This window comes from Anaeromyxobacter sp. SG17, assembly GCF_022690695.1.
In the GTDB taxonomy this organism is placed as follows: Bacteria; Myxococcota; Myxococcia; order Myxococcales; family Anaeromyxobacteraceae; genus Anaeromyxobacter; species Anaeromyxobacter soli.
In genome coordinates this window covers 60,690-75,542 of record NZ_JALCYX010000020.1, presented here as the reverse complement: position 1 = coordinate 75,542, position 14,853 = coordinate 60,690, and the positions used below count along the sequence as shown (strand labels likewise).

General features: G+C 73.5%; 13 protein-coding genes and 1 tRNA gene. 7 read left to right on the top strand and 7 right to left on the bottom strand.

The window, feature by feature from the left end:
* Positions 1-1,001, top strand: a 1,001-nt coding sequence (locus tag MNY60_RS10315; protein ID WP_242360580.1) for a YafY family protein, incomplete at its 5' end; no start/stop codon positions are given.
* Between the two features lie 120 nt (positions 1,002-1,121).
* A complete protein-coding gene (locus MNY60_RS10310; RefSeq protein ID WP_242340290.1) occupies positions 1,122-1,487 on the top strand; it encodes a response regulator in 366 nt (121 codons plus the stop codon).
* A gap of 50 nt (positions 1,488-1,537) precedes the next feature.
* Here MNY60_RS10310 and MNY60_RS10305 read toward each other — a convergent pair whose 3' ends face one another.
* Positions 1,538-2,419 carry an NAD(P)-dependent oxidoreductase gene (locus MNY60_RS10305; protein ID WP_242340289.1) on the bottom strand — a complete coding sequence of 294 codons (882 nt, stop codon included), beginning with the start codon at positions 2,417-2,419 and terminating at the stop codon, positions 1,538-1,540.
* Positions 2,420-2,594: 175 nt separating this feature from the next.
* Here MNY60_RS10305 and MNY60_RS10300 point away from each other — a divergent pair, with 175 nt between their 5' ends.
* The gene (locus tag MNY60_RS10300) at positions 2,595-3,812 is read left to right on the top strand and encodes an NAD(P)/FAD-dependent oxidoreductase (RefSeq protein ID WP_242340288.1); all 1,218 of its coding nucleotides are present in this window, start codon (positions 2,595-2,597) and stop codon (positions 3,810-3,812) included.
* On the opposite strand, the gene MNY60_RS10295 is transcribed toward MNY60_RS10300, so the two are convergent.
* The 5 genes from MNY60_RS10295 to MNY60_RS10275 all read right to left on the bottom strand — a co-directional run bounded on the left by MNY60_RS10295 (position 3,809) and on the right by MNY60_RS10275 (position 10,246).
* Complete coding sequence (locus MNY60_RS10295) at positions 3,809-6,178, bottom strand: ATP-dependent Clp protease ATP-binding subunit (protein ID WP_242360579.1); 2,370 nt, start codon at positions 6,176-6,178, stop codon at positions 3,809-3,811. The genes MNY60_RS10300 and MNY60_RS10295 overlap by 4 nt on opposite strands.
* A 274-nt stretch (positions 6,179-6,452) precedes the next feature.
* Complete coding sequence (locus MNY60_RS10290; RefSeq protein WP_242360578.1) at positions 6,453-6,932, bottom strand: arginine repressor; 480 nt, start codon at positions 6,930-6,932, stop codon at positions 6,453-6,455.
* Entirely contained in the window at positions 6,929-9,028 is a 2,100-nt protein-coding gene (gene argJ / locus MNY60_RS10285; RefSeq protein ID WP_242340285.1) for a bifunctional glutamate N-acetyltransferase/amino-acid acetyltransferase ArgJ, read from the bottom strand. Before argJ ends, MNY60_RS10290 begins: the two co-directional genes overlap by 4 nt.
* Positions 9,029-9,030: 2 nt before the next feature.
* Positions 9,031-10,065, bottom strand: a complete 1,035-nt coding sequence (gene argC, locus MNY60_RS10280) for an N-acetyl-gamma-glutamyl-phosphate reductase (protein WP_242360577.1) — start codon at positions 10,063-10,065, stop codon at positions 9,031-9,033.
* A gap of 97 nt (positions 10,066-10,162) precedes the next feature.
* Positions 10,163-10,246, bottom strand: a tRNA-Leu gene (locus MNY60_RS10275).
* 122 nt (positions 10,247-10,368) lie between these two features.
* On the opposite strand from MNY60_RS10275, the gene MNY60_RS10270 reads away from it, so the two are divergent.
* Entirely contained in the window at positions 10,369-11,136 is a 768-nt protein-coding gene (locus MNY60_RS10270; RefSeq protein ID WP_242360576.1) for a hypothetical protein, read from the top strand.
* 47 nt (positions 11,137-11,183) lie between these two features.
* Here MNY60_RS10270 and MNY60_RS10265 read toward each other — a convergent pair whose 3' ends face one another.
* Positions 11,184-12,581 carry a protein-disulfide reductase DsbD gene (locus MNY60_RS10265; protein ID WP_242340282.1) on the bottom strand — a complete coding sequence of 466 codons (1,398 nt, stop codon included), beginning with the start codon at positions 12,579-12,581 and terminating at the stop codon, positions 11,184-11,186.
* 153 nt (positions 12,582-12,734) lie between these two features.
* On the opposite strand from MNY60_RS10265, the gene MNY60_RS10260 reads away from it, so the two are divergent.
* Genes MNY60_RS10260 through MNY60_RS10250 form a run of 3 tightly spaced genes read left to right on the top strand, consistent with a single transcriptional unit; the run spans position 12,735 to position 14,772 of the window.
* The gene (locus tag MNY60_RS10260; RefSeq protein ID WP_242340281.1) at positions 12,735-13,949 is read left to right on the top strand and encodes an IscS subfamily cysteine desulfurase; all 1,215 of its coding nucleotides are present in this window, start codon (positions 12,735-12,737) and stop codon (positions 13,947-13,949) included.
* Positions 13,950-13,962: 13 nt separating this feature from the next.
* Complete coding sequence (gene iscU, locus MNY60_RS10255) at positions 13,963-14,424, top strand: Fe-S cluster assembly scaffold IscU (RefSeq protein ID WP_242340280.1); 462 nt, start codon at positions 13,963-13,965, stop codon at positions 14,422-14,424.
* Positions 14,425-14,439: 15 nt separating this feature from the next.
* On the top strand, positions 14,440-14,772 hold the full coding sequence (locus MNY60_RS10250; RefSeq protein WP_242340279.1) for an iron-sulfur cluster assembly accessory protein: 333 nt from the start codon (positions 14,440-14,442) through the stop codon (positions 14,770-14,772).
* Positions 14,773-14,853 lie beyond the last annotated feature (81 nt).

The following is a 14,853-nucleotide window of genomic DNA, read 5'->3' as shown; positions in this document are numbered from 1 at the left end:
CGAAGCCGGCCCAGGCCCCGGCCCCGAAGGCCGCCGCCCGCAAGGCCGCCGCCGCCGCGCCGCGGCCCGACCCCCGCGACCGGCTCCGGCGCGTCCTGTTCCTCGTGCCGTACGCGGTGCGCCACCCGGGCATCCCGGTGAAGGAGCTCGCGCGCCGCTGCGCCTGCACCGAGCGGGAGCTGCTCGCGGATCTCGACTTCCTCCTCGAGGTCGGCTCGCCGCCGTTCGCGCCCGACGACTTCCTCGACCTGTACGTCGAGGGGGACCGCGTCTACGTCGCGCTGCACCAGAGCTTCTCCCGCCCGCCGCGCTTCACCGAGAGCGAGGCGGCCGCGCTCGCCGCCGCGGCGCAGGGGCTCGGTGGCGAGGGCCGGGAGCGCGCCGTGAAGGCGCTCCGCGAGTCGGTGCCGCGCGACCGCCGCGCGAGCTTCGACGAGCTCGTCGGCCGCATCTACGCCGGCGCGCCGCCCGCGCGCGACTCGGTGCTCGGCCGGCTCCAGCGCGCCATCGCCGAGCGCCGCGCGGTGCGGCTCGCCTACCACTCCGCCTCGCGCGACGCGGAGACCGAGCGCGTCGTCCGCCCCTACACGCTCGCCCAGCGGTTCGGCCACTGGTACCTGTACGGCCACGACTCCGAGCGCGGGAAGGCGCTCGCGTTCCGCCTCGACCGGATCCGGGAGTGCGCCGTCACGGACGAGCGCTTCGATCCGCCGAGCGAGGCGGAGCTCGTGCTCGCGCGGCTCTTCTCGGAGGCGCAGGGAGAGCCCGCGCAGATAAAGCTCGGGCCCCTCGCCGCGGCCTGGGCGCTCGCCCGGCCCGGGGTGCGGCTCGTGAAGCGCACGGAGAAGGGCGGGGCGGTCGTCGAGCTCGCCGGGGCGAGCGACGAGTACGCCACCCGGTACGCGCTCTCCCTCGGCGGCGACGCCGAGGTGATCGCGCCGGCCTCGGCGCGCCGGCACTTCGTGGACGCGGTGCGGCGGACCCTCGCCCGCTACGGGTGAGGAGCGCTCGGGCGCGCACACCCTGGGTTCCCCAGGACCACCTCCCGCCACCCGATAAAACGGGACTTGGCGGCGGCACGCGAACCGCATCCCGGGCCGCCGCAATCTCGCGGAGGTGCCTTGGCCCGGGTCCTGATCGTCGACGACACCGACATCGTCCGGCGTGCGCTGGAGCTCGCCGTGCGGCGGATGGGACACGCCGCCGTGTCCACCTCCAACGCCGCCGAGGCGCTCGCCCTCGCCCGGCTGGAGCCGCCGGATCTGGCCCTCGTGGACTTCCGCATGCCGGGCATGGACGGCGCGGAGCTGTTCCTCGCGCTTCGCGAGGCGCTCGGCGAGCGCTGCCCGAAGATCCTCTTCGTGTCGGCGACCCCCCCGGACGAGGTCGCGCGCGAGGTCGAGCGGATCGGCCGGCCGGTCGGCTACGTGAAGAAGCCGTTCCACCTGGACGATCTGGTGAGGGTGGTCGGCGAGGCCTTGGCCTAGCGCGCCGGAGAAACCGTTTTCGGCCTGCGCCGGGCGCGCGCGTCGCTCCGCTACTTCTTCTCCACCCACTCGAAGAACAGCTGCGCCATCGCCGCGACGTCCTTGTCGCCTCGGCCGCTCTCCGCGGCGGCGGCGAGGAGGCGGCGCACGGTCTCGTTGAGCGGGACCTTCGCGCCGAGGTCGGCGGCGGCCTCCTGCGCGAGCCGCTGATCCTTCTCGGCGAGGGCGATGGAGAACCGCGGCGCGAAGTCCCTGCGCTCCACGAGCTCCCCCTTCATGAGGTAGAGGGGCGAGTGGAACGACGAGGCCTGGAGCACCTCCACGAGCTTGGGGACGGCGATGCCGCCCGCCTGCGCGAGCGCGAGCGCCTCGCCGAAGGCCGTGATCATGGCGCCGCCGATGGCGTTCACGCAGAGCTTGAGGAGCGCCGCCTGGGCGGCCTCGTCGACCTCGAACAGGCGGGCCGACACCGCGTGCAGCGCAGGCCGGGCGCGTTCGCGCGCGATCGCCGGGCCGCCGACCACGAGGACGAGCTGGGCCTGCTCGGCCGCCGTCCGCGATCCCAGCACCGGGCACGCGACGAACCGGGCGCCTCGCGCGCTCACCCGCTCGCCGACCGAGCGCGCCGCCTGGACGCCGGCGGTGCTCATGTCCACGAGCACGTCCCCCTCGCGCAGCGCCGCCAGGACGCCGTCCGGTCCCTCGAGCACCGCGTCGAGCGCGCGCTCGTCCGTGAGGCAGCAGACGACGAGGTCCCGGCCCGTCGCGCACTCGCGCGGCGACCCCGCGAGCTTGCCGCCCTTCGAGACGATGTGGCCGGCCTTCGAGGGAGTCCGGTTCCAGACCGTCAGGTCGTGGCCGGCCTTCCGGAGGTTGTTTGCGATGGGCTCTCCCATGGTCCCGAGCCCCAGGAAACCGATGCGGAGTCGCATGTTGGCCTTGTAACCCGACGCGGCGGACCCGGCCAACGTCACGGAAGCGGCGTGGGCGTCCGCCGCGGGTGCGGCGAACCCGCCTCTGGCGCGGCGCGGCATTCTCTGCGACGCTCCTCCCGCTCGCCGGCCCCGCGCCGGCAGTGTTCACCCGAGGTTAGGGAGCTCCAAGGGCATGGCGACGGCGGACGTCATCGTGGTGGGTGGGGGTGTGAGCGGGCTCGGGCTCGCGTGGAAGGCGGCCCAGGCGGGCCGCAAGGTGCTCGTGCTCGAGCGCGAGGCGCGTGTGGGCGGCTGCCTCCACTCGCACCGGCGGCCGGACGGCTACTGGTTCGAGATGGGCGCGCACACCGCCTACAACAGCTACGGCGCGCTGCTCGACATCGTGGTCGGCACGGGCATGACGGGCAAGGTGAAGGAGCGCGGGCCGGCGCGGGGGCGATTCGGGCTGCTCCGGAACGGCGAGTACCGCTGGCTCACGCCGCCCAAGATCCTGCTCCAGCTGAACTGGCTCGAGGCGGCCGTCCACTTCCCCCTGAACTTCCTGCGCAAGAAGGACGGGGAGACGATCGGGTCGTACTACTCGAAGCTCCTCGGGCCCGGAAACTACGCGCGGCTCTTCTCCCCGTTCTTCGCGGCCGTCCCCTCGCAGAAGGCCGATGGGTTCCCGGTGGAGGGGGCGGGGTCGCTGTTCAAGAAGCGGCCGCGCCGGCCGGAGTTCGTGCGGAGCTTCGGCCTCGAGGGCGGCCTGCAGTCGGTGTGCGACGCGGCGGCCGCCGCGCCGGGGATCACCGTCGAGAAGGGCGTCCGCGCGACCCGGGTCGCCCGCGCCGGCGGAGGCTTCGTCGTGACGGCCGCGGACGGCCGCACCTGGGAGGCGCCGATCGCGGCGGTGGCCGCTCCGGTCGACCAGGCGCCCAGCCTCCTCCGCGACGACTTCCCCGCCCTCGCGGGCGCGATCGAGCGCGTCCGGACGGTGGCCGTCGAGAGCGTGGGCGTCGCGCTGCCGCGCGAGCGGTGCTGGATGCCGGAGTGCGCGTTCCTCGTCCCCGTGGACGACGTGTTCCACTCCTGCGTGACGCGCGACCCGTTCCCGGATCCCCGCTTCCGCGGCTTCGCCTTCCACTTCAAGCCCGGCCTCTCGCGCGACGAGCGGCTCGAGCGGATCTCCGCGGTGCTGCGCGTCCCGGTGGCGGAGCTCCCGGACGTCGTGGAGCAGCGGATCGTCCTGCCGGCTCCCGCGCTCGGCCACCCCGAGATCGTGGCGGAGATCGACCGTGGCCTCGCCGGGCAGCGGCTCGCCGTGACCGGCAACTACTTCGCCGGCCTCGCCATCGAGGACTGCGTGCTCCGCTCCAACGCGGAGTGGGCGCGGGTGGGGAGCTCGCCTTAGGGCGGCGGTCCGGGCGGGCCCGCCGGCTCCGCGGCGGCGGGCGCCCGCGGCGCCGGCTCGAAGCGGAAGGCGCCGTCCGCGAAGTCCACCCGCACGCGCGCGCCCTCCGTCACCTCGCCGCGGAGCATCATCCGCGAGATGGGCGTCTCGAGCTCGCGCTGGATGGCGCGCCGGAGCGGGCGCGCGCCGAAGCGCGGCTCGAACCCGCGCTCGACGAGGCCGTCGATCGCGGCGGGCGTCACCTCGAGCGAGATGCCCTGGCCGTGGAGCTTGCGGCGCGTGACCTCGAGGAGCCGCTCGACGATGCCGCCCATCTGCTCGCGCGTGAGCGGGTGGAACACGACGATCTCGTCGATGCGGTTCAGGAACTCCGGCCGGAACGCGGTCTTCAGCGCCTCCATCGCCTGATCGCGCATGGCGCGCGCCGACTCGTCGTCGCTCCGCAAGAACCCGACGGTCGTGCGGTAGGCGAGCGCGTCGGCGCCGACGTTCGAGGTGAGCACCACGATGGTGTTCTTGAAGCTCACCGTGCGCCCCTTGGCGTCGGTGAGCCGCCCGTCGTCCATGAGCTGGAGGAGCACGTTGAAGACGTCCGGGTGCGCCTTCTCGATCTCGTCGAAGAGCAGGACCGAGTACGGGCGCCGCCGCACGGCCTCGGTGAGCTTGCCCGCCTCCTCGTACCCGACGTAGCCCGGGGGCGCGCCGACGAGCCGGGAGACGGTGTGCCGCTCCTGGAACTCCGACATGTCGAAGCGGATCATCGCCCCCTCGTCGTTGAAGAGGTACTCGGCGAGGGCGCGGGCGGTCTCGGTCTTCCCCACGCCCGTGGGGCCGAGGAAGAGGAACGTCCCGATGGGACGGTTGGGGTCCTTGAGGCCGGTGCGCGCCCGGCGGACCGCCTCGGACACGGCGCGGATCGCCTCCTCCTGGCCCACGACCCGCTTCTCGAGCGCGCGCTCCATCTCGAGCAGCCGCTGCATCTCCTCCATGCGCAGCTTCTCGGCGGGGATCCCGGTCCACTCCGCGACGACGCGCGCGACGTCCTCGGGGCCGACCGACGGCTCCTGCGTGGAGCGCTGCTCGCGCCAGCCCTTGCGCATCCGGTCGAGCTCCGCCTTGAGGCCCTCGAGCTCCTTCTTGAGCTCGGCCGCCTCGGCGTAGCGCTCGGCGGCGACGGCCTGCGCCTTGTCCTTCTCGCGCTGCGCGACGCGCCCCTCGAGCTGCGAGAGCCGGTCCGGGCCGCTCGCGGCGGAGAGCCGCACCATGGCCGCGGCCTCGTCCATGAGGTCGATGGCCTTGTCGGGGAGGAAGCGGTCCGTGACGTACCGGTCCGAGAGGTCCACCGCGGCGTCGAGCGCCGCGTCGGTGATCTTGACGCGGTGGTGGGCCTCGTAGGAGTCGCGGAGGCCGCGGAGGATCTCGAGCGTCTGCGCCGGCGTCGGCTCCGAGACGAGCACCGGCTGGAAGCGGCGCTCGAGCGCGGCGTCCTTCTCGATGTGCTTGCGGTACTCGTCGAGCGTGGTGGCGCCGAGCGCCTGCAGCTCGCCGCGGGCGAGCGCGGGCTTCAGGAGGTTCGACGCGTCCATCGCGCCCTCGGCGCCGCCCGCGCCGACCACGGTGTGGATCTCGTCGATGAAGAGGATGATCTTCCCCTTGAGCTTGCGGACCTCGTCCATGAGGCCGGTGAGCCGCTGCTCGAAGTCGCCCCGGAAGCGCGTGCCGGCGAGCATCCCGCCGAGATCGAGCGCGAGGACGCGCTTGTCGCGCAGCACCTCGGGCACGTCGCCCGCGGAGATGCGCTGGGCGAGCCCCTCGGCGATGGCGGTCTTGCCGACGCCGGGCTCGCCCACCAGCACGGGGTTGTTCTTCGTCTTGCGGGAGAGGATGCGGATGACCCGCTCCACCTCCGCCTCGCGCCCGATCACCGGGTCGAGCTCGCCGGCCCTCGCGAGCGCGGAGAGATCGCGGGAGAAGCGGGCGAGGTTCGGCGGCAGATCGGTGCGGCGCGGCGGAGCCGCCCCGCCCGACGCCTCGGGCGCGCCGCCCTGGAGCCGCGCCTCGAGCGCGCGCGGGTCCACGTCGCGGAGGAACTGCGCCGCGAAGCTCTCGCCGTCGACGACGATGGCCGCGAGGAGGTGCTCGGGGCCGATGAAGTCCTGGCCGCGCTGCGCCGCCTGCATCCGCGCGACCTGCAGGACGCGCTTCATGCCGGACGAGAGCCCGACCTGCTCCGCCTCGATCGGCGCGCCGCGCGGGATCGCCTGCTCGAGCCGCGCCTCGTACTCCTCCACCGCCACCCCGGAGGCGCCGAGCGCCTCGCGCAGCTCGGGGACCTCGTGCAGGAGCGCGAGCAGGAGGAAGTCCACGCCGACCCGCGGCTGGCCCCAGGCGAGCGCCTCCTGGGCCGAACGCCCGCGGCGAGGCAGGGAGAATCGGGGGAGCGGGGGGAGGACCGTGCGCCGCGCGGGCGCGAGCGCCCGACCTTAGACGCGAGTCGCGAACAGGCGAGCGTAGCGAGCCCGCCGGGGCGACGCCGCGGAAGCGGCGAAGCCGCTCGCGGCGGCGCACGGGACCCGGCGAGCAGGGATGGGGCCCCGACGACGGCGGCCAGCCGTCGGCGGGGCGGGGGCGCAGCCCCCGTTACGCAGTCGCGCCGCCGCCGTTCGAGACGGGTGCGCCGAGCAGCTCGCCGAGCCGGGCGGCGAGGCGCCGCGGCCGGAGCTCCCCGGCCGGCGCGACGAAGATGGTGTCGTCGCCGGCGATGGTGCCGAGCACCTCCGGCAGCTCGGCGAGGTCGATCGCGCGGGCGATCGCAGGGGCGCTGCCGGGGTGGGTGCGGATGACCACGAGCGAGGCGTTCGAGGTCACCTCGGAGACCAGGCCGCGCAGCGTCGCGAGGCCGTCCGAGCCGCCGGCGCCGTCGGGGAGCTCGTAGACGGTGCCCCCCTCCGGGCGCGACACGCGGCGGGCGCCGAGCTGCGCGAGATCGCGCGACAGCGTCGCCTGCGTCGCCTCGATCCCCGCCGCGCGCAGCGCGTCGAGCAGCTCGTCCTGGGTGCCGATCTGGCGCCCGCGGAGCAGGCGGACGACGGCGTCGCGGCGGCGGCGCTGGCTGTTCATGTGGAGGTCACGAGCGAGCCCACCCCGCGGTCGGTGAAGAGCTCGGCGATGACGGTGTGCGGCTGGCGCCCGTCCAGCACGTGGACGCGCTCCACGCCGCCCGCGAGCGCGGCGAGGATCGACTGGGCCTTCCACTTCATGCCCCCGGTCACGGCGCCGGCCTGCACCCGCCGCGCGAGATCGCGGGTGTCGAGCTGGCGCACGAGCGCGCCGTCCGGGCTGGACTCGAGGATGCCGGGGACGTCGGTGAGGTAGATGAGCTTCTTCGCCCCGAGCGCCACCGCGACCGCGGCGGCGACCTCGTCGGCGTTGATGGACAGGCTGCCGCCCTCGTCGGAGAGGCCGATGGGCGAGATCACCGGGACGTAGCCGCCGTCGAGGAGCATGCGGAGGAACTCCCGGTTCACCTCCACCACCTCGCCGACGTGCCCGAGGTCGCGGCCGGACTCGTGCGTCGCCTTCTTGGCGCGCAGGAGCCGCCCGTCCTTCCCCGACAGGCCGACCGCGCCGGCGTTCCGCGCGTTGAGGAGCGCCACGAGCTCCTGGTTCACCTTGCCGGTTAGGACCATCTCCACGACGGGAAGGCTCTGGGCGTCGGTCACGCGCATGCCGTCCACGAACTCGCTGCGCTCGCCGAGCTTCTCGAGGGTCTTCGTGATCTCGGGCGCGCCGCCGTGGACCACCACCGGCTTCAGGCCCACCTTCTTGAGGAGGGACACGTCCTCGGCGAACGCCTCCTTGAGGCTGTCCTTCACCATCGCCGCGCCGCCGTACTTGATGACGGCGATCTGGCCGGAGAAGGCGGAGATGTACTTGAGCGCCTCGGCGAGGAGCGCCCGCTTGAAGGCAGGGCTGTAGTTCGAGACGCGGTCGTCCTTGGCGATCCCGCCGTCCGGCTTCTGGACGATGAGGGAGGTGTAGTCCGCGTTGATCTTCACGTAGTCGTAGGAGAGATCGCAGCCCCAGGCGGTCGCGCGCGCCTCGCCGTCGGCGAGCTCGACGAGCACGTCGATCCGGCTCTCGCGCATGCGCGTGCGGAGGTTCTCCCGGTCGAACTCGATGGGCGCTCCGCCGCCGAACACCGCGATGCCCTGCAAGGACACGCGCGCCTTGAAAGGATCGATCGGGTAGCCCGCGGCGCCGGCGCGGGCGCCGACGGTCGAGAGGATGCGCCCCCAGTTCGGATCGGCGCCGAAGAGCGCCGCCTTCACGAGCGGCGACGACGCGATCGAGCGGGCGCAGTCGCGGGCCGCCTCGTCGCCGGGCGCCCCCGAGACCACCACCTCGACGAGCTTCGTCGCGCCCTCGCCGTCGGCGGCCATGGCGCGGCCCATCTCGCCGAGGAGGTCGCCGAGCGCGGTCTCGAGCACCGCGAGGTCGGGACCCGGCTCGGAGATGCGGGGGTTCCCGGCGAGCCCGTTCGCGAGCGCGATGACGCAGTCGTTCGTGGACATCTCGCCGTCCACGGTGACCATGTTGAGGGTCTTCTGGACCGCGCGGGAGAGCGCGTCCTGCAGGGCCCTGGGCGTCACGGCCGCGTCGGTCGTGACGAGGCACATCGTCGTGGCGAGCTGCGGCGCGAGCATGCCCGAGCCCTTGCAGATGGCCGACACGACCGCGGTCTTCCCGCCGAGCGTGACCTCGCGCGCCGCCATCTTCGGGCGCGTGTCGGTGGTCATGATCGCCTCGGCGGCGAGGTCCGGGTGATCGCCGAGCTGGTCCACGAGGGCGGGCAGGGCGGTCACGATCTTCATCGCCGGGAGCCGCGCGCCGATGACGCCGGTGGAGGCGGTGAGCACCGCGCGCTTCTGCACCCCGAGCGCGTCGGCGACGGCGCTCCGGATCACCGCCACGTCGTCGAGGCCCGCGGGCCCGGTGAGCGCGTTCGCGTTCCCGGAGTTCGCCACGATGGCGCGCATCCCCTCGGCGGGGACGCGCGGGCGCGCGTCCTGGATCGGCGCGGCGGCGGCCTTGTTGATGGTGAAGACGCCGGCCGCGGCGGCGGGGTGATCCGACACCACGAGGGCGAGATCGCGCCGCTGGGGCTTGAGCCCGCAGGCGACGCCGCCGAACCGGAAGCCCTTCGGGATCCTCACGGTCAGCCTCCGAGCAGGTCGAGCCCGGCCGTCTCGGGCCAGCCCATCGCCGCGTTCATCGCCTGCACGGCCTGGCCGGCGGCGCCCTTCACGAGGTTGTCGATGGCGGAGGTGGCGAGCGCGACCCCGGCCCGCGGGTCCACCGCGACGCCGACGTGGGCGCGGTTGGTGTGGAGCACGTCCTTCACCATGACCTTGTCCGCGGCGAGGACCTTCACGAACGGCTCCTCGGCGTACGCGGCGCGGAGCGCGCCCTCGAGGTCGGCCGGCCGCGCGCCGCCGGCGAGCCGGAGCGCGACGGAGGAGAGGATCCCGCGGCGGATGGGGACGAGCACCGGGGTGAACGCGATCGGGCCGCAGGCGCCGGCGTGGCGCAGCACCGTCTGCTCGATCTCGGGGACGTGCTGGTGGCGGCCGAGGCGGTAGGCGCGCAGGTCGTCCCCGACCTCGACGAAGCTGTAGTCCTCGCTCGCCTTGCGGCCGGCGCCGGACACGCCGGAGAGGCCGGTGACGACGATCCCGTCCGGCGACACGAGCCCCGACTTCACGAGGGGCGCCACGGCGAGCGCGATGGAGGTCGCGTAGCAGCCCGGGTTCGTGACGAGCCTGGCTCCCGCGAGCCCGGCGCGCGCGAGCTCGGGCAGGCCGTACCGCGCCTCGGCCAGGAGCTCGGGGGCGGGGTGCGGGAACCCGTACCAGGCCGGGTAGGCCGCGGGGTCCGCGAGCCGGAACGCGCCGGAGAGATCCACGACGCGGGCGCCGCGCGCGAGCAGCCGCGGCGTGAGCGCGGCGGACACCTCGGCGGGCGTGGCCAGGAACACGATCTCGCCGTCGGCGCGCTCGGCCTCGGCGAGCGGGCGGTAGCGCAGCGCCGCGAGCTCACCCGAGAGCGGGAGCCGCCCGCCGGCGGGCTCGTCCGCCCAGCGATCGGAGTAGAGCGCCGCGACGCGGACGTGCGCGTGGCGTGCGAGGAGCCGCGTCAGCTCGAGGCCGGTGTAGCCGGAGGCCCCGACCACCGAGACCGGATGGACATGCATGGGTCTGCATATCTATGCAGACGCGCCGGGAAGGTCAAGCGCGGGGGGCGGGCCGGAACGGAAACGGGCCGGCGGGAGCGTGTCCCGCCGGCCCGAGTGCCCAGGAGAGGATTCGAACCTCCACGGTTTTGAGGCCGCCAGACCCTGAATCTGGTGCGTCTACCAGTTCCGCCACCTGGGCTTTGGGGGCCTCCTCATATGCCGTGCGCCGACGGGGTGTCAACCGGGAATCCCCCGGCCGCCCATCCGTTCCGTCCCTGCCGCGCCGCTTCGTCGCTAGAATGCGCGGCCCGGAGGACCCGCATGCTCGCCTCGCTCTTCGCCCTCAACCTCGTGCTCGCGACGGGCTCCGCGCAGGGCGCCCCCCAGGCGCCCCCCGAGGACTGGCCCTACGAGACGCCGCCGGGCCAGGAAGCCCCGGCGCAGGCCGAGCCCGCGCGCCCGGCGGCCCCCGCGGCGCCTCGCGCCACCTCCACCCCGACCGGCACGGCGCGGCGTCCCGCCCGCACCCTCTCGCTCCTCTCCGCGGAGCCGCTCGGCGGCGGGTCGGCGACGCTCGCCTGGGCCGGCTGGTCCTCGCTCGGGATCGCCTGGGCGCAGGGGCTCACGCCGCAGGACGACCTCGGCGTGTTCGGGGATCTCGACTGGGCGAAGACCGAGCTGCGCCTCGGCGCCTTCTACCGCCGCCCGCTCGGCACCGCCGGCGGCTTCGACCTCGCCGGCCGCGTGGGCCTCGCCTGGTACGCGAACTTCGGCGGCGAGTGGATCCACGACGAGAACCACAAGGACCGCGGCCTCGAGCTCGCGCCCGCGCTCGTCCTCTCGACGCGCGCCGCCGGCGGGGTCGTCTCGCTCTCCGGTGAGGCGCCCATCACGGTGACCACCCGCTACGACGCCGGCGTGCTCTTCACCCCGCGCGCCGCGGCCTCCTACGAGACCCCGCTCTACGACGAGCTGACGGTCGGCGTCCGCGCCGCGGTCGGCTTCCGCGTCGGCGCCGGCGACGCGCCCCTGCGCGACGGCATGGCGGATCTTCAGTTCCTGGTGCTGGCGGGCTACCAGGTCCTGTAGCGCTCGCGGGCCCGCGGCGGGGCCCTTCGCGCCAGCGCCGCCGCGCGCTACCAGCGCGCGGCGCAGGCGAGCGCGCCCGCCGTCTTCGGGGCTGCCGGCGCGCGCTCGCAGGCCGCGTCCACGGCGCGCAGCTTGCCCACCATCTCCTGCGCCGGGATCGCGCCGATCACGCGGTCGGGCACCTCGCGGCCGCGCGGGTCGATGAAGACCACGGTCGGCATCCCGACCACCCCGTACTTCTCCGCGAGCGCCTGGAACGCCTCGGACCCGTCCGTCCCGTCGAGCTTCACCGCGACGAAGCGGCTCGCCTCCTCGCGCACGCGCGGGTCGGCCCACGCGGTCTTGTCGAGCTCCTTGCAGGCCGTGCACCACTCGGCCCAGAAGTCGATGATGACCGGGCGACCGGAGGTCTTCGCGAGCGCGATCGCCTCCTCCTCGGAGTGCAGCCACGCGAACGCCGCGGCCGAGCGCGCGCGCTCCCGCGCCCCGGCGGCGCCGGCGGCGTAGACGATCCCACCCACGAGCAGCGCGACCCCGAGCCCCTTCGCGAGCCGCTCGCCGGCGGGCCCGTGGAAGCTCGCGTTCAGCGCGCCGAGGGCGACGCCGGCGGCCGCGAGCGCGGCCGCGACGAAGGCCGCCTCGCGGGCGGCGGAGAAGATCGGCTTCACCTGCGGGAAGGCGTCCTTCAGGAAGATGCCGGCCGCGGCGAGGAGCGCGACGCCGAAGACCGACTTCACGGTCTCCATCCAGGCGCCGCTCTTCGGCAGCGAGATCGAGAACGCGCCGATGAGGAAGAAGAGCAGCCCCATGCCGAGCGCGTAGGTGAACATGATGCCGAGCCCGAACGCGACCGAGCCCTTCGCGGCGACGAAGGTGAGCGCCGCCGCGAGCACGGGCCCGGTGCACGGCGCGGCGATGACGCCGGAGACGAGCCCCATCGCGAACGCGCCGGCGCGGCCCGCGCCGCCGACGCCGGACAGCCGCGCCTGGAGCGACGAGGGGAGCTGCAGCTCGAACGCGCCGAACATCGAGGCGGCCATCGCGGCGAGCACGAGCGCGACGAGCCCGATCACCCACGGGTTCTGCATCACGCTCCCGAACGCCTTGCCGGTGAGCGCCGCGCCCACGCCGAGCGCGGAGTACATCGCGGCGATCCCGAGGACGTACAGCCCGGAGAGCGCCATCGCCTCGGAGCGGGTGCCGGCCTTGCGGGCGCCGAAGATGGAGACGGTGATCGGGATGAGCGGGTACACGCAGGGGGTGAGGCTCGTCGCGACGCCCCCCACGAAGGCGACGGCGAACGCGACGATCGAGCCCTCGGCGAGCAGGGTGCCGAGCTGGAGGTCGCTCTGGGACCCGGTCGGGCCCAGGCCGACCAGCTCAGGCAGCCACGCGACCGCCGCGAAGGTCAGCGCTGCGAGGAGGATCCGGGTCGGAAGGCGCATGTGTCCCTTGGGAACGGTAACGAAATTCCGCTGTGTCGCCCGATGCTTGCTTGCGGTGCACGCTTGACCGGGTGGCTGATTTCCTTATACTCGACCCCGCCCGTCGACGTCCGGGCGTTAGCGTTCCCTGAAGCTTAAGAGCCCTCGGGTGCGATGAAGATTCCCATCTACATGGATTATCACGCCACGACCCCGGTCGATCGCCGGGTGCTCGAGGCGATGCTCCCGTACTTCTCCGAGCAGTTCGGAAACGCGGCCTCCAAGAGCCACGTGTTCGGCTGGCACGCCGAGGAGGCGGTCGAGGCAGCGCGCGAGGAGGTGGCGAAGCTCATCGGCGCCTCCGCCAAGGAGATCGTCTGGACGAGCGGCGCGACCGAGTCCGACAACCTCGCGGTGAAGGGCGTCGCGCAGTTCTACCAGTCGAAGGGCAAGCACCTCGTCACCTGCAAGACCGAGCACAAGGCGGTGCTCGACTCGATGCACGCGCTCGAGCGGCAGGGCTTCGAGGTGACCTTCCTCGACGTCGAGAAGGACGGACGGCTCGATCCCGCCCGGCTGAAGGCGGCGCTGCGGAAGGACACGACCCTCGTCTCGATCATGCACGCCAACAACGAGACCGGCGTCCTCCACCCCATCGAGGAGATCGGGCGGATCACGCGCGCGGCGGGCGTGCTCTTCCACTGCGACGCGGTGCAGGGCGTCGGGAAGGTCCCGTTCGACGTGGAGCAGGCGAACGTGGACCTCGCCTCGATCTCCGCGCACAAGATGTACGGGCCGAAGGGCATGGGCGCGCTGTACGTCCGGCGCAAGCCGCGCGTGCGGCTCACGGCGCAGATGGACGGCGGCGGCCACGAGCGCGGGTTCCGCTCCGGCACGCTGAACGTGCCCGGCATCGTGGGGATGGGCAAGGCCGCCGAGCTCGCGCGGCTCGAGGGCGCCGCGGAGGCCGCGCGGGTGCTGGCGCTCCGCGAGCGGCTCCGCAAGGGCCTCCAGGCGGGCCTCGATCTCCTGACCGTGAACGGCAGCCTCGCGCACCGCGTGCCGGGCAACCTGAACGTCAGCTTCGCCTACGTCGAGGGCGAGGCGCTGATGATGGCCATCAAGGACGTGGCCGTGTCGTCCGGGTCGGCCTGCACGAGCGCGTCGCTCGAGCCGTCGTACGTGCTGCGCGCGATGGGCATCTCGGAGGACCTCGCGCACTCCTCGATCCGCTTCGGCCTCGGGAGGTTCACGACCGAGGAGGAGGTGGACCACGTCGTCCGCCTCGTGGTCGCGAAGGTCAAGAAGCTCCGCGAGATGTCGCCGCTCTACGAGATGGTGAAGGACGGGGTCGACCTGTCTCAGATCGAGTGGGCGAACCCCCACTAGCGAAGGAACGAAGATGTCGTACTCGGAAAAGCTCCTCGATCACTACGAGAACCCCCGCAACGTCGGCTCGCTCGACAAGGGCGACCCGGACGTCGGGACCGGGCTCGTCGGCGCCCCGGCCTGCGGGGACGTGATGAAGCTGCAGATCAGGGTGAACGGCGACGGCGTCATCGAGGACGCGAAGTTCAAGACGTTCGGCTGCGGCTCGGCGATCGCGTCCTCCTCGCTCGTGACCGAGTGGGTGAAGGGCAAGACCGTCGACGAGGCGCTGACCATCAAGAACACCGACGTCGCGAACGAGCTCAACCTGCCGCCGGTGAAGATCCACTGCTCGGTCCTCGCGGAGGACGCCATCAAGGCGGCCGTCGCCGACTGGCAGAAGAAGCACGGCCTCGACCCGACGGTGAAGGCTGACACGGTCCAGGGCGATCGCGCGGCGCTGCTCGAGCGCGGCGTGCTGAAGTCCGGGATCTGAGGGGAGGCGCGAAGGATGGCGGGGAACATCGACCTGAGCGAGAAGGCGGCGGTGCGGATCCGCGCCCTCTCGGCGGAGAAGGGGACGCCCAACGGCGGCCTTCGCCTGGGCGTGAAGGGGGGCGGCTGCTCGGGCCTCTCCTACGTCATCGACTGGGCCGCCGAGCCCGCCAAGCACGATCAGGTGATCGAGCGGGACGGCGCGCGGCTCTTCGTCGACCCGAAGAGCGCCGTGTTCCTCGCGGGCACGGTGGTGGACTGGCAGCAGACGCTGATGCAGAGCGGCTTCGTGTTCAGAAACCCCAACGTGAAGAGCGCCTGCGGCTGCGGCGAGTCGTTCACGATCTAGTCGATACGTGCTAGTGCGTTCCCGCTCGGCGCCGGGATCTCCCCGGGCGAGCGGGAATGCTCTTTTCGAGAGCATGCGCCA